A 14,069-nucleotide genomic window follows, 5' to 3' on the forward strand; every position below is an offset into this window, starting at 1 on the left:
GCTCTTTCTGCAACCCGGTGCTATCGCACTGTCGATGCAGATGTGGATGGTGCGGTAGTACGCTTTAAAAACGTAATGAGTGGATGAAAATGACTAAACAATTACAGGATGTTGTTGAAGATGTTAATGCTATCCCATTGGAGAAATTGAACCCTGCGCGTCGGGATCGTTTCGTGAATGCGACTGAATTGCCGGTGTTCGAGCGTCTCAGACGTGAAGACCCGGTGCATTTCACACCGGAAAGCGAGTTTGGGCCTTATTGGTCAATTACATTGTGGGACGATATCCGTGCGGTTGGAACCAATCACCGCGATTTCACCTCTACTCAAAATATCGATCTGAAATCGATTGAAGAGAAGAACAGACTCGAAGAGGCCATGCAGGCGCTCGGCCATGAACGGCGCAAGAACGTGGGTTTCATTACGATGGACCCGCCTGAGCACACCAAACACCGCAAGGCGGTAGCACCGGCGGTAGCGCCTTCCAATCTGTCGAAAATGGCACCGATCATGCGTGAGCGTGCGGGAGTTATTCTCGACGCCTTGCCGATTGGCGAACCCTTTGACTGGGTGGATCGGGTTTCCAAAGAGATGACGGCAACGGTGCTGGCAACGCTGCTTGATTTTCCTTTTGAAGAGCGCCGTAAGTTGACGTATTGGTCTGACCTGCTGATGTTCGAGCCGGGACATGGCCCGGTGACCAGTTGGGAGCAGAAGGCGGAAGAGACCATCAAATGCTATCAGGTGTTTGAAGAACTGTGGGAAAAACGTCGTAATGCGCAGCCAGGCTATGACCTTATTTCCATGCTGGCGCATCACCCTGATACCTGCGAGATGACCCTGGAGCAGTATCGCGGCACCATCGTGCTGCTGATTATCGGTGGTAACGATACGACACGTAATACCATTTCAAGCAGCCTGTACTTGCTGGATAAATACCCTGAGGAATTTGCCAAGCTGAAGGCTAATCCTGAACTGGTGATGCCGATGGTATCGGAAACGCTGCGTTTTCATCCCCCAGTCAACTTTATGAGCCGTGTTGCCAACCGCGATATTGAACTGCGTGGCAAAACCATCAAGGAAGGTGACCGTGTCGTCATGTGGTATGCGTCTGGCAACCACGATGCCTCGGCAATTGAAGAGCCTGAAGTTTTCAACATTGACCGTGAGCGTGCCCGCCGGCATCTCTCCTTCGGTGTGGGTATCCATACCTGTCTTGGCAGTCGGCTTGCCGAAATGCAACTGGCGATTGTCTGGGAAGAAATTCTCAAGCGTTTTTCCAAAATCGAGGTGCTTGAAGAGCCGGAACGTATTTACTCTAACTTTTTACATGGCTTTGAGAGCATGAAAGTCATCATTCCTAAAGAGTAAGTCTTAGAGGGTGGAAAGCGTGCTGAAATATCACTGTCGCTTCCAGAGACGAGAGTGGTTGAACAAGAATTGATGGATGGGGATTTGTCCTGCAAGGGCGTGAAAAAAATGTCGGGAGTCGTCAGTTAATTGATGTCTCTTTGGGGCAAACAGGCACAGACAATTGAAGCGGCTAGAAATAGCCGCTTGATCACCGCGGTGAATCAGGTTGTTCCACTGGCGAATCCATCGGTGAGAAATTCGATATTCCTGTGATGACGGTTTATTTTGCGCCTTTGACGCCATCGCGTTCAATTCCGTCGTTAACGGTTAGAGAAAACTATTACATTAACCGGAAATAGGTTCGGTGATATCAGCATAACACCTCCGGTGTTCGAGTTGACGTATTGGAGGTTCTTGAACACAACGATGCCTGGTGTTCATTCCCGGTTGGGGAATGAGGTTCTGTACGATTGACGGTTCGGAGTAAGTGCGATGTGGCTGGAAAATAAGAAGGTGTCGTCGTCGTTAATACGCACGACTTCATCAGACGATATTGCGGTGACGACGTTAAAAGTCAGTCGTGGTCGCTTTATTAATAACAACTATATGGTGCTTAACCGTCGCCTGGGCCAGGCGTTGTTGATTGATCCGGCATGGGAAATAGACACACTGGAAGCCATGCTGAAGAATGCCAATGCAGATCTGGCGGGAATACTGATAACTCATGCTCATCCTGACCATATTGATCTTGCTGAGTGTCTGGCAGATAAACATCATTGCCCGGTGTGGATATCACGTAAGGAGGTGGAGTCTTCGGGTTTTACTATTTCCTCTATGCGTGCGTTTGAAGAGCGTTCCTGGGAAACAGCAGGAATGTTGATTCGTCCAATAATTACGCCGGGCCATACGCCGGGAAGTACGTGTTATTGGATCGGTCAGCACCTATTTACTGGCGATACGCTATTCATAGAGGGATGTGGGCTGTGTTCCAATAATACAGCTGCTGCAAATTTGTTTTCGAGTATTGAACGTCTCAAGGCGATTTTACCTGGACAGGTTCGTATTTATCCCGGTCACAGTTATGTGCATCAGCCCGGTTTAATGTTTGAGCAGATATTTCGTTATAACGTTTATTTATCGTTTGATAATGCAGACATTTTTACAAAATTTCGGATGAGACAAGGCCAAAATAAAACCGGTTGGATGGCCTTTTCATAGACGAGTAATGTCGCTAATTTTAACCGACGGTTGCGAATGGAAGACACAGTTTATTGGAGTAGTGAACTGTGAGCATCCGGCGGATATGTTCATGCTGGAAAGGGAGGCTCGTGAATATGCAAGATGAAAATTATTCAATCGGCTATTTGAATAGTGCTGAAGAATACTCTATAGGAAGTGAAATAAGGGACATAACGCTATCCAAATTATATCTGGATGACCTTAAAATCGGCCAGGTTTTTTATAGCCCAGAGTATTATGTCAGTGCGGAAGAAATAATCGAATTTTCGATGAAATATGACCCGCAACCTTTTCATATGGACGATAAACTGGCAAAAGATTCCCTCTTCAGAGGGCTGGCGGCGAGTGGCTGGCATACAGTAAGTATCACTATGACTCTGCTGGTGAAAAGCTTACCTCTGGCACATGGTATCATCGGGAAAGGTGTTGAGAAGATTACCTGGCTTCGTCCTACACGACCTGGTGATGTTTTACGAATAAAAGCAAAGATTACCGAAATAGATATCTCACCCGCCAAACCGGACAGGGCACTAATGAGTATTCATATTTCCACTATCGGTCAGGATAATAGAATTCGGCAGGAGTTGCTCGGCAAGCTACTTATCTTCCGGGAGAGTAGCTTACCTGGGGGGGCTTGATCATGATGACGTAATCAAGTTGCATGGTGGAATGAGCCAATTATGCATATTTTATACCCGTCATATTTCAGGCTGAGGTCCGTTGGCTGCTTTGCCTCACTCCGGTGACTGATTTGAATAAGCTACCGGGGAATGGCTCAGTGGCCGCATTGCAAGGCTTATAATGAGCCTTGCTCTGAAGGAGCAAGGAGTTGCATTATTCAACATGCAATGCGCTTTGTTCTGAAACGCGAATTATTTAGGATATATAACCACTTATATTAAGGGATTAATTCTTGTCTTCTGAACTCGCTAATCAAACATCAAATACCTTGTTGCAAGGTTCAATATTACACTCACTGGTCAAAATAGGTGTTCCCGTTATTTTGGCCAATCTTTTACAGTCAGGATACATCATGGTTGATGCGTTCTGGGTGGGGCGTTTGGGTGAGAAGGCCGTGGCGGCGATATCGGTAAGTCAGCCCATCATTTTTCTTGCTTTTGCTTTCGGGTTGGGCTTGAGCATAGCGGGAACAACATTAGTCGCGCAGTGTATCGGCGCTCGCCAGCATGGGCAGGCAAATGATATTGCAGCCCAGGTATTCATGCTGGCATTGTTATTTGCAATACCTATCTCGGTGGCGGGGTATTTTCTTGCCCCCTGGATGTTGCACGTGCTGGGCACTCCGGAAGACGTCTTTCCTGATGCCCTTGGCTTTTTGCGTGTGCTCCTCGGTGGTCAAATGTTTACCTTTGGTTTTGTCATGCTGCAATCTTTGATGAGAGGCGCGGGTGAAGTGCGTATTCCATTATTGATAACGTTGGGCACGCTGATTCTTAACGCCATCATGGACCCGCTATTTATCTTTGGTTATGGGATTATTCCCGCATTTGGCGTCATGGGCGCGGGTCTTGCCACTCTGATTAATCAGGGCATCGCAATGGTCGCAGGGCTGCTGGTGTTACGCCTTGGTCGTGTTGGCCTTAAGATATATTTTCGTGCGATGAAGCCCAGAGTTGATATGGTTAAATCTGTTATCAAGCTGGGTATGCCTGCGTCAATTGAACTGTGCACTCATGCATTAAGCGCAAGTGTTATGATGTTTCTGGTTACTGGACTAGGAACTGTGGTCACAGCCGCTTACGGCGTCGTCATTAATATTAACGCGCTGGTTATTGTACCGGCTATCGGTATGTCAATTGCTACGGCAACACTTGTTGGGCAAAATTTTGGCGCCAGACAGTTTGAGCGTGCACGTGCTATTGGTCGCTTGAGCGCAACCATTTCATTTTTAACGCTCACCATGATTGGCCTGATAGGGCTGGTGTTTACGCCTTATATTATTGGAACATTTGCCCCTGACCAACCTCAGGTTATTTATCACGGATCGAATTTCTTTCATCTTATCGCGCCAAGCTATGGATTAATTGGATTGCAGATGGCATTAAATGGGGCTTTTCGTGCAATCGGACGTACCATGACAACGATGATACTGGCGCTGGTTTCTCAATGGCTGATTCAGATCCCGCTGGCATGGGGATTATCGAACTATACCTCGCTAGGTATTTTTGGCCTGTGGTGGGCATTCCCGATTACAAATCTGGTAGTAGCCGCTATGACGCTTATTTTGTTTGAACGGCTTGATTGGAAAAACGCTAAATCCTTACCGGATGCGCATTAACCACGTATCTACCTGTGGCTTGTTCTTTATGCGCCTGAATTGGTATCAGGCAGATATTTAAGCATCAGAAATCTTCTCTGATTTTCTCATCAGACAGCTTTCTGGTGCTTATGACATCAGGCGTTTACGTATCATGCGTTCTGGGCAGCAACGATCATTCATTCTGTTTCTTCTTTGTTATAACGTGGAGGGATAAAAATATTAATTAACTTCGAATTTTCATTTCTATTGTTTATGGCGCTATGAAACTCATTTTCCAGGCAAAAATATGATTTTCCAAATTTCATGGTCGTATTAACATCTTCTATGGTCATGTCATATTCTCCACCAATACAGATCCCTATTTGCTCATGCTTATGTCTGTGCTTGGGCATCATTCCTCCGTTACAAGGTATGTCGACTAGCATTATCTCTGCCCAATTAGCATGGAAGAATTGAACATCCATGACGTTCATTAATTTTTCTTCTTTATGTATAGTTTTAAAAAACCGATTTTCTAAAGAGTAATCCTCACCTTTTTTGAATCTTTTAATATCAATCGCAATAACTTCCTCATCGGTCTTGTTTTCACCACCATGCAATATATTTGGTGGTGAAACATAAATGGATTCCAGGGGCGTCATAACTCTGGATTCGCCGCCAACCTCCATGTAAAGCTCACCTTTGAGGATCATACCGATTTGGGCCTGGTGATGACCATGGGCTTTTACAATAGTCTTTGGTGGGATATAGCTAATTAAAATTTCGGTATCGCCACGGCTTGTACTATACTGGCGGACACCATTTTCCCATTCAATCAGGGTTGCTTGCGGAAAAAATTCTTTTTTCATATACAAAATCCCTTTTAGTATATTAGTTAATAAATGGTGGCGAATTCATACTCTGCCGAAAAGTGACCAACTCATTGAAATTCTCTTAAACTCATACACAAATCTCAGACCAAATTTTTTCACAGCTTCTTCATTTGTGATAGCTAAGTTGAAATCGCCATTAGAAACCAATTCAGCAGCCTTGCTTGTTGAGTTTACTATATGGAAATTTGCTTTTTTCCCCAGGTAATTAGTTACTAATTCCAGAGGTGCTGAATGGCTCACGATGACTTGTTCTTCAAGATCTTTATTTTCAAATGAATAGTCTTGCCTTACTGCTACACCATACATAGGTGTATCACATTGAAATATCTCTATCAGAGAGATGAGAGGGCTCATATAAAAATCGTTTATTTTTTTATAAGCATGAGGGCAGAGTATATAATTTATTGAACCATCAAGGAGTTTTTCTCTGGCTTCTTCGAATGTGTTATATAATTTTATTTCACATTCTGTATTATTGCTGTCTAAATGATTTTTTATGAATTTTTTAGCTACGTATTCACTACTGGTTCCTTCTGGGCCGAGTGTACCAAGGCGGATGTGTGAATCACGGATGCTATTAACACGATCACTTACAATAATCATGATGATAGATTCCTTTCATGTAACAATAATGTAATAATAATTCATAAACCTAACGGTCTGAACGTATAATTACTACTGATAGTCCATTTAATCAGTAAGGCGATTTTAACAATTAATTAAGGCTTGCAGTTGTAATTTATTATTTGTAATTGTAAACGTCCCTGTAAGCTGATGTATTCATTTCTAGAGATCTTGCGACATGCTGATTATGTCCCTTTGAGGAGCTCGCTATGCGCAAAGCTCGATTTACTGAGCACCAGATTATTGCCGTTCTCAAGTTCGTTGAAACCGGCCATATCGTCAAGGATGTCTGCCGCGAAGCAGGGATAGGTTGATGTCGGTAGAGTTCGATGGAGTGAAAAACGAATATTTGAGGTTAATATTATGATTTTAAGGAATAAAACAGACGTCGGTTGATGTCTGTTTACTTCGAGATGGTACGCCCTACAGGATTCGAACCTGTGACCTACGGCTTAGAAGGCCGTTGCTCTATCCAGCTGAGCTAAGGGCGCCTTGAATAGGGTAACGCTTGGCGATGTGGGCTGGATTATACCCGGCATCACTGATGAGTCAATGAATTGGCGCGTGATTCGGACCGGTCGGCGAATCCCTGAACAACCATCGTATTGTCCCTTGCTATGACGGCAAATAACACCGGCATATTGGATGCGGATTCGCAATCTGAGCAGTTTCGGCGATATCTGTTTGAGTTTTACTTCCATTGCTGAGTAAGTTATTAACCATCTCGCCTGCAGGTAGCCCTGTAGGCTTATTAATAGGCAACCTGCGCAGAGAGATTGCTGTGTTGGCTGACTACCGTATCAAGGGCAAGGGCACATTGAGTGATGCGTAAAGGTCTGGTTGGAGTGTACGGGGGTATATTGCTGATGGCGCTGTTTGCCTTCAGCTCGGTAAGTGTTGCGGCGACGGACCCTGCGCCTGATGGGCAGGGCGAAACCACGGAAAAGGTGAATGTGGATACCGAACTGGTGAAGCTGCAAAAACAGCTGGACGGTATCAAACAGCAGGTTTCCGGCGCTAATGCCGACGCCAAACTCAACGCACTAAATGATACCACGCGGGAACTGGTTGCCAGTGCGGATAAGCTTGTCGGTGTTCTGACGCCGATGCGTGCGCAGTTGCAAGCTCAACTGGACGTACTGGGACCCGCGCCACAGCCCCAGGCTGCTGTGAGCGAAACCGCAGAAGTTACACGTAAACGTGCCACGCTCAATCAACAAAAGCAGAAACTGGATTCGCAGTTCAACCAGGTGCAGGCGATAAAAACCGGCGCTGAGAACCTGTCTACGCAGATTCTGGCATTGCGTCGTAATCTACTGAAGAACCAGTTGGCGCTTAACTCCGGCAGTATTCTTGGCAGCCATTTTTGGTCACCTATTATCAAGCCGGTACAGGAAGATATTGAGCGGTTATCGGATTTGAAAGACGACCTTAAGGCGTCGTTTATTGAAGCCTGGCAACCTGAATGGCGTTATGGTTCGGCGTTTTTCCTGTTGCTGGCGGTGGCACTGGGTACGGCAGGGCGGAAGCTGCTGGAGAAATATCTGGCGCTTGCAGGCATTCACCTGCTGCCAAAGGGGCGTCTGCGACGCAGCTTCCTGGCTATCGCCGTGGTGTTTTCTACTGTGCTGATGATGGGGTGTGCGATCCTGTTAGTGGATTATGTCTTCACCCGTCATGGCGATGTGACTGACCGCGCTGAAGGTTTTATGGATGGGCTGGTGCGGCTGGTTGTGTTCTGCTCCATGATTTCTGGAGTCGGACGAGCCTTTCTTTCTAATGAACGCCCATCGTGGCGGTTACCGGCGATTGCGAACCCGGTGGCGAAAGCGATGAAGCCTTTCTCGGTAGCGGTTACCAGCTTTATTGTCATTTTTGGCGTCATTGAACAGATCAATACCGTCAGCGGTATTTCTGTGGGGGTGACAATAGTAGGTAGCGGATTATCGTCACTGTTTTTGGCTCTGACATCCGGGGCGATAGCCCTGCGCAGCGATCAGGTTCGCCGGCGTATGGTGGAGGCGGGTGAAACGCCTGAAGCCCGTTCAACACTGGCGGGGTTGATTCATCTGGCCGTTCTGTTGACTACGATTTCGGTACTGGTGGCGCTGCTGATTGGCTATATCTCGCTGGCGAGCTTTCTGACGTACGAACTGGTGTGGGTTGGCATGGTGTTATCCCTGCTGTATCTATCGACCACCTTTGTGGAGGATGTGTGCGAAAGCCTGTTTTCACCTGAATTCGCCTGTGGCCGACAGATAAAGCGCACGCTGAATCTGGATGATCGTCATCTGGATCAGGTGGCGACGGTTTTGTCCGCTGCGTTGAAAGTCCTGCTGATTTTCATGGCTGTTGTAGCATTGCTGAATGGTACATTCGGTTCCACCACGCCGGTTGAATTGGTGCAGAAAGTAGCAGAAATCTGGGGCGGGAAAGGTCTGGAATCCATCAGCATTGTGCCTGCTCATCTGGTCAATGCCGTCATCTTGCTGGTGGTAGGTATTTATAGTTTGCGTGAGTCTCGCCGCTGGCTGGAACACAAATTCTTCCCGAAAACGATGCTGGACGCCGGTATTAAAGCCTCTTTGGTGACCTTGTATTCCAATATCGGCTACATCCTGATTATTTTACTGACGTTGGCGACGCTGGGGATCGAGTGGAGCAAACTGGCGTGGATTGTCAGTGCCCTGTCGGTTGGGATCGGGTTTGGCTTGCAGGAAATCGTGAAGAACTTCATTTCCGGGTTGATTTTGCTGACGGAGAGACCCGTCAAAGTGGGCGACCTGGTCAACATCAGTGGGGTGGAAGGGGACATTCGCCGTATCAATGTGCGTGCTACGGAAATTCAGTTAGGAGACCGCTCTACTGTGATTGTGCCTAACTCCCAGTTCATTTCGCAGAATGTGCGCAACATTACGATGGGTAACCCACAAGGGGTGGCAACACTGGCATTGACCTTCCCGCTGGATATTGATCCGGAAATGGTCAGAAACATTCTGCTGAATGCCTACGATGAGCATGAAAAAATTCTGGAAGCGCCAGCACCGTCGGTGATGTTCAGCCAACTGACGCCAAACGGCATGGTGCTTAGCGTGACCGGTTATGTAAGCAGTCCGCGAGTGGTGGCGTCGGCTAAGAGCGATCTGTTGTTCGATATCATCAAGCGCCTGAGAGCAGAAAATATTCCGCTGGCCGTGCCGCAAAAAATGGTGCTGGAAAGCAACATCGATATTTCCGCGCTACAACCAATAGATGCGTTACCCAACAAATAGATACGTTACCCAAATAGTAGTAATACGTGGCGATTGTCGTGGAACAAGTGCTGCGATGCAGAAAACAGACCGGCTTTTATCGTTCATCGGGGAGCCGGTCTGCAACGTGGTGAGGCCGTTAACGTAATGGCGTGCGTGTCTGAGCGTGAGCCATGTCGATGTAGATGTCACGCAGACGGCGAGTGATAGGTCCTGGTTTGCCGTCACCCACCTGACGACCATCGATTTTCACAACCGGCAGCACCAATGACGTGGCTGAGGTGATAAATATTTCCCGTGCCTGCCAGGCTTCTTCTGGCGTGAAGGGGCGCTCTTCTACTGAAATCTGTTGTTGTTCCGCCAATGCCAGCAGCGACTGACGAGTGATGCCGTGCAGGATATCGTGGCTCAGCGGACGGGTAACTACGGTATCGTTTTCCAGCACGATGTAACCATTGCAGGAGGTGCCTTCGGTGATGAAACCGTTTTCGACTAACAGGGCATCGTCTGCGTGACGGGCATGTGCGTATTCTTTAGCCATACAGGCTGCCAATAAACTGACGGTTTTGATATCGCGGCGGTGCCAGCGGATATCTGGACAGGTGACCACTGACAACCCGGTTTCTGCTTTGGGATGAGCAATAATCGGGCGAGCCTGAGTGAACAGGACTAGCGTAGGTTTGACATCGGCTGATGGAAAGTAGAAATCGCGATCACCACCGTTGCCACGGCTGAGCTGAAGGTAAATCGAGCCTTCCTGCAGGGTGTTTTGTTCAATCAGTTGCCGGTGGATGGCTTTGAGGTCATCATTCGACACCGGTAGCGACAAAGAGAGTTCGCGGCAGGAGCGCTGTAGTCGCGCCAGATGGGCATCCAGATCGATCAGGCCGCCGTTAATAACAGACGTCACTTCATATACGGCATCGGCAAACAGAAACCCGCGGTCGAACACTGAAATGGTGGCCTGGGATTCCGGCAGATAATGGCCATCAACATAAACTATTCGCTGCATGACAACACTCCTTAATGATGTCGGACATAAAAACCATGTCACAGCGCCGTATTGATGAGATGCGACGGCTTCAGACATGCGGAGAAAAAATTCAGGAATCAGACGGGCAGTTCTGCCGGCAGCAGTCAAAGGCATTAGGGGCAAAGCGTATCGCACGTCGTAATCGCGCATAAAGATACTGATTTCCCCGTGTGGGTGAAAGCGTGTTGCTACGGTCTTTCATAGGAAAACGATCTGTGAAGATACCGACAGTCATTACCCTTGAAAACCGACTGGCAAGGCGCAAAACGATTGGTAAAAAATAATCAGTGCACTATCGACAGCACCAGCTAACTCCGATAGGGTGAATAACGGCCCGTTGCACAGGCCAGGCGTCGCTCGGACGGTCCGGGCGCTCACGTTATTCTGAGGATATTATGGCTGATTCTAATTCCCCGCGCCGTTTTGCGCGCATTGATCGTCTCCCTCCTTATGTTTTTAATATTACCGCTGAATTAAAAATGGCTGCCCGTCGTCGGGGCGAGGACATTATTGATTTCAGCATGGGCAATCCAGATGGTCCCACACCGCCGCATATTGTCGAGAAGCTGTGTACGGTAGCCCAGCGTGAAGACACCCACGGTTATTCCACATCGCGCGGTATTCCCCGATTGCGCCGGGCGATTTCCCGTTGGTATGCCGATAGATATCAGGTAGAGATTGACCCGGAAAACGAAGCGATTGTCACCATTGGTTCGAAAGAGGGGCTGGCGCATTTGATGCTGGCGACACTTGATCACGGTGACACGGTGTTAGTGCCTAATCCCAGTTATCCTATCCACATCTATGGTGCGGTGATTGCCGGCGCGCAGGTGCGTTCGGTGCCGTTGATCGACGGCGTTGATTTCTTCAACGAGCTGGAGCGGGCGATCCGCGAGAGCATTCCAAAACCGAAGATGATGATTCTGGGTTTTCCATCAAACCCGACTGCACAGTGTGTCGAGCTGGATTTTTTCGAGCGCGTCGTAGCGCTGGCTAAGCAGTATGGCGTGTTGGTGGTCCATGATCTGGCATATGCCGATATCGTCTACGATGGCTGGAAAGCACCGTCGATCATGCAGGTTCCCGGTGCTAAAGAGATCGCAGTAGAGTTCTTTACGCTGTCCAAGAGCTACAACATGGCGGGCTGGCGTATTGGCTTTATGGTGGGTAACCCGGAATTGGTGAGCGCACTGGCGCGCATCAAAAGTTATCACGACTATGGTACGTTCACGCCGTTGCAGGTAGCGGCGATTGCGGCACTGGAAGGTGATCAGCAGTGTGTGCGCGATATTGCCGAGCAGTATCGCCAGCGCCGTAATGTCCTGGTGCGAGGGCTGCATGAAGCTGGCTGGCTGGTGGATGAGCCGAAGGCGTCAATGTACGTGTGGGCGAAAATTCCGGATGCCTATGCACACTTGGGGTCGCTGGAGTTCGCAAAGCGTCTGTTGGCGGAGGCGAAAGTCTGTGTCTCTCCCGGTATTGGCTTTGGCGATTACGGCGACACGCATGTGCGTTTTGCATTGATCGAAAATCAGGACCGTATTCGTCAGGCGGTACGCGGTATCAAAGCCATGTTTCGGGCTGATGGCGTGTTATCTGGCAAATAATAGCCAATAGGTTCTAATAGAATAGGCTCTAAGTCTTCCGGGTAGACGGGGAGTCATGTTTTTCTGATAGTGTGATCACGCTGCCCTTTGTCGCTACTTGTGGCGACAAAGGGATAATGCTTTGCTAAAAGGGTGCCCAGGTTGGGCCTTCCATAGATGGAACTTAATCAATAAGAAGAGTCGATTCATGCATTTATCTTCATTAAACGTCGTTCTTTTGGGTGTCTGTTGCCTGAGTCTGTCGGCCTGTCAGACGTCAGCGCCGGTGAAAAATACCACTTCCTCCCGCAGCACCACCAGCGTGCCGGTCAATGAACAACTCAACCAGTTGGCATCATTAGTTGCGGCCAGCAAATATCTTCGGATGCAGTGTGAGCGCAGCGATTTGCCGGATGACAGCGTCATGCTGAAAACGGCGGTGAAGGTGGCTGCGCAAAAAGGCTGGGACACGACGCGTTATCAGTCGTTACCGCAATTGAGTGAGAATCTGTATCAGGGGTTGTTGAAGGATGGCACGCCCAGGAATTCACAATGCTCCTCGTTCAACCGCTCCATGACGCCGTTTCTTGACACTATGCGCGCCGTTCGCTGAGATGGCCATTCACTGAATGGTCGTTCACTGAGAGATGGAAGCAACTGCATATCTGGCAGTTGCTGTATTACTTTTTCGTGGTTATGACGGTTTTTTCTGGTTTGGCGGTAGTTTTTGGCATATTCCCTTCTACGACACCGGTTCCCGGTTTTCCACCTGGCCAATCCTGTAATGAATCAAGAATGAACGGCTCACCATTGAAGCTGAAGATCACCATATCCTGTTCAATCTGCTCGATCACCAGCCCCTGATACGGGCTATCTCCTTCCTGATAACGCTCACCGTTCAGTGTGACGCTGCGTTTGTCTGGTGTGGACGTATAGACATGTGCGCTAAAGGCGATATAGGGCAGTTCGCCGGATTTGGCTTTTTGCCAGCCTGACGGCGCTTTTTGCGACTTTTCTATTGCGACGGCGATATCTGATGATGCCGCTGCGGCTTCCTGGCTTTCCGTGAGTGTCTTAGTTGCCGGTGGAGCCGTCATGTTGATGGGTTTTTCGTGTGCCGCAGTTGTCGTCGTTACAGGAGTGGGTGGCGAAGCGGCAATCGCATCGACAGGAGCGGGAGGAGAACTGACATCTGCCCAATGTTGATGAGCAAGCCAGCCCAGCGAAAACAGCAGCAGTGCGTAGACAGCCAGCACATGACCGGGAATACGGTAACCTGCCTGAGACGATAATGACACTTGCGGTGTATTTTTCACGTTTTACCTCAAACGTTATGCAATCTGACGCTTTTTGTGAACACACCCTGGCGCGAATGCCTTATTCTTCAGGGAATGATAAAGGAATAATCAATGTATTATCCCATTTATGTGACCTGAATGTCATTTCGGCGATGTTTTATTACGATGATCACTAATACCAGTAAAAGTTTGAGGCTGGTCGCAAAAAAAAATCCTGAAACGTGTGTTAATGAAACAGTGTTTTACTATCATGTCATTGCTGTTTCGTTTTGTTGATTTCACCGGATGGACGACAGTGGCGCAGACAATGCAGATAATGAACCCGTGGCGAAGTAACTAATAACACTTGCTGATTACTGTGTGGTTATGAACGGTTAATGTGTCCACAGCTCAGATTGCTATCGTCCTTATCTTCAGCATCGATAACCGGGTGTCAAAATAAAAGGATGACGCCACCCTGGGATGCGCGTGTCGGCAATATTACGTATTCAATGTGTTGCAAGGTTATTTTATTTTCTGCGTTATTAGGTAAT

The 14,069-nt window shown here is 48.1% G+C and carries 11 protein-coding genes, 1 tRNA gene and 1 pseudogene; 8 read left to right on the forward strand and 5 right to left on the reverse strand.

Features of this window, described 5'->3' with window-relative positions:
- The first annotated feature begins 89 nt into the window (after window positions 1–89).
- The 4 genes from solI to solL all read left to right on the forward strand — a co-directional run bounded on the left by solI (window position 90) and on the right by solL (window position 4,890).
- Window positions 90–1,370, forward strand: coding sequence for a solanimycin biosynthesis cytochrome P450 SolI (gene solI, locus Dpoa569_RS05230; protein ID WP_042874030.1), 1,281 nt, complete (start codon window positions 90–92; stop codon window positions 1,368–1,370).
- 474 nt (window positions 1,371–1,844) lie between these two features.
- Complete coding sequence (gene solJ / locus Dpoa569_RS05235; protein ID WP_042871924.1) at window positions 1,845–2,570, forward strand: solanimycin biosynthesis MBL-fold hydrolase SolJ; 726 nt, start codon at window positions 1,845–1,847, stop codon at window positions 2,568–2,570.
- 116 nt (window positions 2,571–2,686) lie between these two features.
- Entirely contained in the window at window positions 2,687–3,229 is a 543-nt protein-coding gene (locus Dpoa569_RS05240) for a MaoC family dehydratase (protein ID WP_050569492.1), read from the forward strand.
- A gap of 275 nt (window positions 3,230–3,504) precedes the next feature.
- A complete protein-coding gene (gene solL, locus Dpoa569_RS05245; protein WP_042871922.1) occupies window positions 3,505–4,890 on the forward strand; it encodes a solanimycin export family MATE transporter SolL in 1,386 nt (461 codons plus the stop codon).
- Window positions 4,891–5,048: 158 nt separating this feature from the next.
- Here the strand turns inward: solL and Dpoa569_RS05250 are convergent, their stop codons facing one another.
- Together Dpoa569_RS05250 and Dpoa569_RS05255 are read right to left on the reverse strand one after the other, a co-directional pair.
- Window positions 5,049–5,720 carry a cupin domain-containing protein gene (locus Dpoa569_RS05250; protein ID WP_042871921.1) on the reverse strand — a complete coding sequence of 224 codons (672 nt, stop codon included), beginning with the start codon at window positions 5,718–5,720 and terminating at the stop codon, window positions 5,049–5,051.
- 45 nt (window positions 5,721–5,765) lie between these two features.
- A complete protein-coding gene (locus Dpoa569_RS05255; RefSeq protein ID WP_042871920.1) occupies window positions 5,766–6,347 on the reverse strand; it encodes a type 2 periplasmic-binding domain-containing protein in 582 nt (193 codons plus the stop codon).
- A 230-nt stretch (window positions 6,348–6,577) separates the two neighbouring features.
- On the opposite strand from Dpoa569_RS05255, the pseudogene Dpoa569_RS05260 reads away from it, so the two are divergent.
- Window positions 6,578–6,676: pseudogene (locus tag Dpoa569_RS05260) on the forward strand (transposase); the annotation flags it as partial.
- 106 nt (window positions 6,677–6,782) lie between these two features.
- Here Dpoa569_RS05260 and Dpoa569_RS05265 read toward each other — a convergent pair.
- Window positions 6,783–6,859: transfer RNA gene (locus tag Dpoa569_RS05265), tRNA-Arg, on the reverse strand.
- A gap of 333 nt (window positions 6,860–7,192) precedes the next feature.
- Between Dpoa569_RS05265 and Dpoa569_RS05270 the strand changes: the two genes are divergently transcribed.
- A complete protein-coding gene (locus tag Dpoa569_RS05270; protein WP_042871918.1) occupies window positions 7,193–9,640 on the forward strand; it encodes a DUF3772 domain-containing protein in 2,448 nt (815 codons plus the stop codon).
- Window positions 9,641–9,758: 118 nt separating this feature from the next.
- Here Dpoa569_RS05270 and Dpoa569_RS05275 read toward each other — a convergent pair whose 3' ends face one another.
- On the reverse strand, window positions 9,759–10,631 hold the full coding sequence (locus Dpoa569_RS05275; protein WP_042871916.1) for a D-amino-acid transaminase: 873 nt from the start codon (window positions 10,629–10,631) through the stop codon (window positions 9,759–9,761).
- Window positions 10,632–11,047: 416 nt separating this feature from the next.
- Between Dpoa569_RS05275 and alaC the strand changes: the two genes are divergently transcribed.
- Window positions 11,048–12,259 (forward strand): alanine transaminase, encoded by a 1,212-nt coding sequence (alaC, locus tag Dpoa569_RS05280; protein WP_042871915.1) that lies wholly within the window; start codon window positions 11,048–11,050, stop codon window positions 12,257–12,259.
- Between the two features lie 187 nt (window positions 12,260–12,446).
- Window positions 12,447–12,851: a GspS family T2SS pilot lipoprotein variant OutS gene (gene outS, locus Dpoa569_RS05285; protein WP_042871914.1), complete on the forward strand. Its 405-nt coding sequence runs from the start codon at window positions 12,447–12,449 to the stop codon at window positions 12,849–12,851.
- A 67-nt stretch (window positions 12,852–12,918) separates the two neighbouring features.
- On the opposite strand, the gene gspB is transcribed toward outS, so the two are convergent.
- Window positions 12,919–13,554, reverse strand: coding sequence for a type II secretion system assembly factor GspB (gene gspB / locus Dpoa569_RS05290; protein ID WP_146411122.1), 636 nt, complete (start codon window positions 13,552–13,554; stop codon window positions 12,919–12,921).
- Window positions 13,555–14,069 lie beyond the last annotated feature (515 nt).

Origin of the sequence: Dickeya poaceiphila (genome assembly GCF_007858975.2) — a bacterium.
GTDB lineage: Bacteria > Pseudomonadota > Gammaproteobacteria > Enterobacterales > Enterobacteriaceae > Dickeya > Dickeya poaceiphila.

Coding starts and splice junctions, on each gene's coding strand:
- alaC (WP_042871915.1), top strand. CDS start 11,048: ATGGCTGATTCTAATTCCCCGCGCCGTTTTGCGCGCATTGATCGTCTC.
- Dpoa569_RS05275 (WP_042871916.1), bottom strand. CDS start 10,631: ATGCAGCGAATAGTTTATGTTGATGGCCATTATCTGCCGGAATCCCAG.
- outS (WP_042871914.1), top strand. CDS start 12,447: ATGCATTTATCTTCATTAAACGTCGTTCTTTTGGGTGTCTGTTGCCTG.
- Dpoa569_RS05250 (WP_042871921.1), bottom strand. CDS start 5,720: ATGAAAAAAGAATTTTTTCCGCAAGCAACCCTGATTGAATGGGAAAAT.
- Dpoa569_RS05255 (WP_042871920.1), bottom strand. CDS start 6,347: ATGATTATTGTAAGTGATCGTGTTAATAGCATCCGTGATTCACACATC.
- Dpoa569_RS05240 (WP_050569492.1), top strand. CDS start 2,687: ATGCAAGATGAAAATTATTCAATCGGCTATTTGAATAGTGCTGAAGAA.
- solI (WP_042874030.1), top strand. CDS start 90: ATGACTAAACAATTACAGGATGTTGTTGAAGATGTTAATGCTATCCCA.
- solJ (WP_042871924.1), top strand. CDS start 1,845: ATGTGGCTGGAAAATAAGAAGGTGTCGTCGTCGTTAATACGCACGACT.
- Dpoa569_RS05270 (WP_042871918.1), top strand. CDS start 7,193: ATGCGTAAAGGTCTGGTTGGAGTGTACGGGGGTATATTGCTGATGGCG.